The organism is Paraglaciecola hydrolytica (assembly GCF_001565895.1).
Classification (GTDB): Bacteria; Pseudomonadota; Gammaproteobacteria; order Enterobacterales; family Alteromonadaceae; genus Paraglaciecola; species Paraglaciecola hydrolytica.
Window position 1 is genome coordinate 8,546 of the sequence record NZ_LSNE01000020.1, and the last position, 2,262, is coordinate 10,807.

General features: G+C 39.2%; 2 protein-coding genes. One reads left to right on the forward strand and one right to left on the reverse strand.

What is annotated here, in order from left to right; genetic code table 11:
- Positions 1 to 677: 677 nt before the first annotated feature.
- A complete protein-coding gene (locus AX660_RS21640; protein WP_068382065.1) occupies positions 678 to 1,079 on the forward strand; it encodes a hypothetical protein in 402 nt (133 codons plus the stop codon).
- A gap of 51 nt (positions 1,080 to 1,130) precedes the next feature.
- Here AX660_RS21640 and AX660_RS21645 read toward each other — a convergent pair.
- Positions 1,131 to 2,262: IS4 family transposase (locus tag AX660_RS21645; RefSeq protein WP_082769067.1), on the reverse strand; the 1,132-nt coding region annotated here is incomplete at its 5' end.

Genomic DNA, 2,262 nt, shown 5'->3' on the forward strand with positions numbered 1-2,262 from the left:
TTAAAGTCAATTTATATTGACTAATTTTTTTCACCTAAAATCGAATTATTTGTTTCTATTGAACTTGCTGACATAAATAAAAGGTATTTACGTCTACATCAAATAGTGCACCTCAAAATTGCAATAAATTAGAGCAACATTTAATCACAAAGATCGGAAAACAAAACTACATGTTAAGTTTTTATCCCTTGATAAGGGTGGAGCCAAGAGCGTTTTTAGTGAGACGATTTTTTGTTTTGTGACAAGTGTTTGTCACAATGTCACAAAGAAAAAATGCAATAAAATCAATACAATAGATCATTAGAAGCACTAAGATCCAGATTGAAAATCCTCGTGTCCCTGGTTCGATTCCGGGTCTGGGCACCATAATCAATAAGCCTCGCAAGTGATTGCGGGGCTTTTTTGATCTTACACTTTGCAGCCCTTGTCTAACAAAACCAATTTTGTCTAACTCCTGTTTACAGTCCATTATTCATCTTCAAAAATGACTTTACGGAATCTAATTCGCAATATCATTCTTTTAGTAGCCATTTTTTCGCCCAAATGAGATTTGGGGCAATATCAACCTGAATTTTTCGTCTGTCAACACGCTCTAAACTCAATAAAAATAGACATGTTGCATAGAAAATGGCCATGTTTTACTCTTCATTTAATTTTTAACTGGTTTATAAATTACTTTGAAGCATGTTTTTAAAATAATCATTGATGGAAATCCAATCCAACTGGCATTAGGGCGAAATGTACTCGATATATTGATAATAATTTCAAGGTATATTCATGAAAATAATGTTGCTTCTGATTTTTTCACAATTGGAAATACCCGCGATCATGCAGTTGCTGAATTCCTTGAAATATTGCAGGAAGCAAAATCACGAATGAAGCCCGAAGATGATAATGTTGTACTGAGTCTCAAAAGGGAATTTGATACATACGATGGCGATCAGTATAACATCCTCGAAAGGGTCCTTTGGTATGGAAGCAATTTTGGTGATGATATATCAGACCTTGAACCCCTCCACGATGATATTTGGGATGTATATCATGCATGCTTTCCACAAAATCTAAATTCACAAGCCTAATAATTGTCGATTTCAATAACTGGGGTCGTAGTCTGAGGGATCCCCACGAAATTATTGAACATCAGTGCACGTCATCTGAATGCCTTTCTTGAGTTTTTCGATGGCATCATGCAGGTGCTGTTCGACTAATGTAATGTGGGGATCTTGTATTATCCGCCGTCCAATAAATTGAAAAGACAGCACGCGTTTATTCTTAATGGTATTAGCTTGATAGCGCCGATTTAGGCCGGCACAAACCACCGTTAAACCAATGAGCAGCGCGATCAAACAGGCAAGCGTAGCAATCAAAATCAACAAGGTAAGTCGTCTCAATAATTTACTTTTGTTATGTTCAAAGCCAAGTCCATACAAACGACTTTTCAGGTCTCGAAACTCTTCTTCTATTTGCATACGCGTTCGATAAATTGCCACGGCTTGTTTAGGAAGTTTGCTGTTCATTTTCAGTGATGTACTGAGTAACCACGGCTCTTTCCCTCCTTTTGAATGGGTTTTGGACGTGCCAGATTTTTTGGGTATGCCGTCACGGTTGACATTGTGACGGCCTTTAGCTGCTTGTTTATATAAAACTAATCGACATGCCAGAGGATTATTCTTTGTGATATGGCCATTGAAGCCCTTTGGTGTTGCTGTGGCTTTATCAAATAAATCAGTGATGTTGGTCCAGCTTTCTTCATCATCTAATGAAAACGTATTAGGCTGGCGAGTCCGCCCGACAAAGTCCCAGCCTAATTTGCTGACCTGTCTAAACCAAGGCACTTTAAATCCTGCATCGGTCACAATAATGGGCTTGACTGTCTCACCCATCATGCATTTCAACATACTTAGAAAGCGCTGATGAGTGGAGGGTTTCTCCTTTGTTTTAATGTCATGTACTTCTTGGTATAGCGTGATGGAGCGGCCATCAAACGCTAACGAAGCGCGGAGTAAAAAGTGCCTTTTATACTCATCCAAATCTGACCAATCCACCAGAATAACGGGGCGACTAGAAATCCGTCCAAATAGATAGCAGATGCGCGTATAAATGTAATCTGCTTCAAGCAAGAGATGTTGGTTAGAGCATAACCTGTCAGCGCGTTTGATACTGTGTTTTACATGCGCTGTTGAGTCAATACCTCGGCCTATGGATGTGACCGTAGCAGCATTACCGGTTAGCAAGCTATGCACACAAGCGGATAAGGCTGCC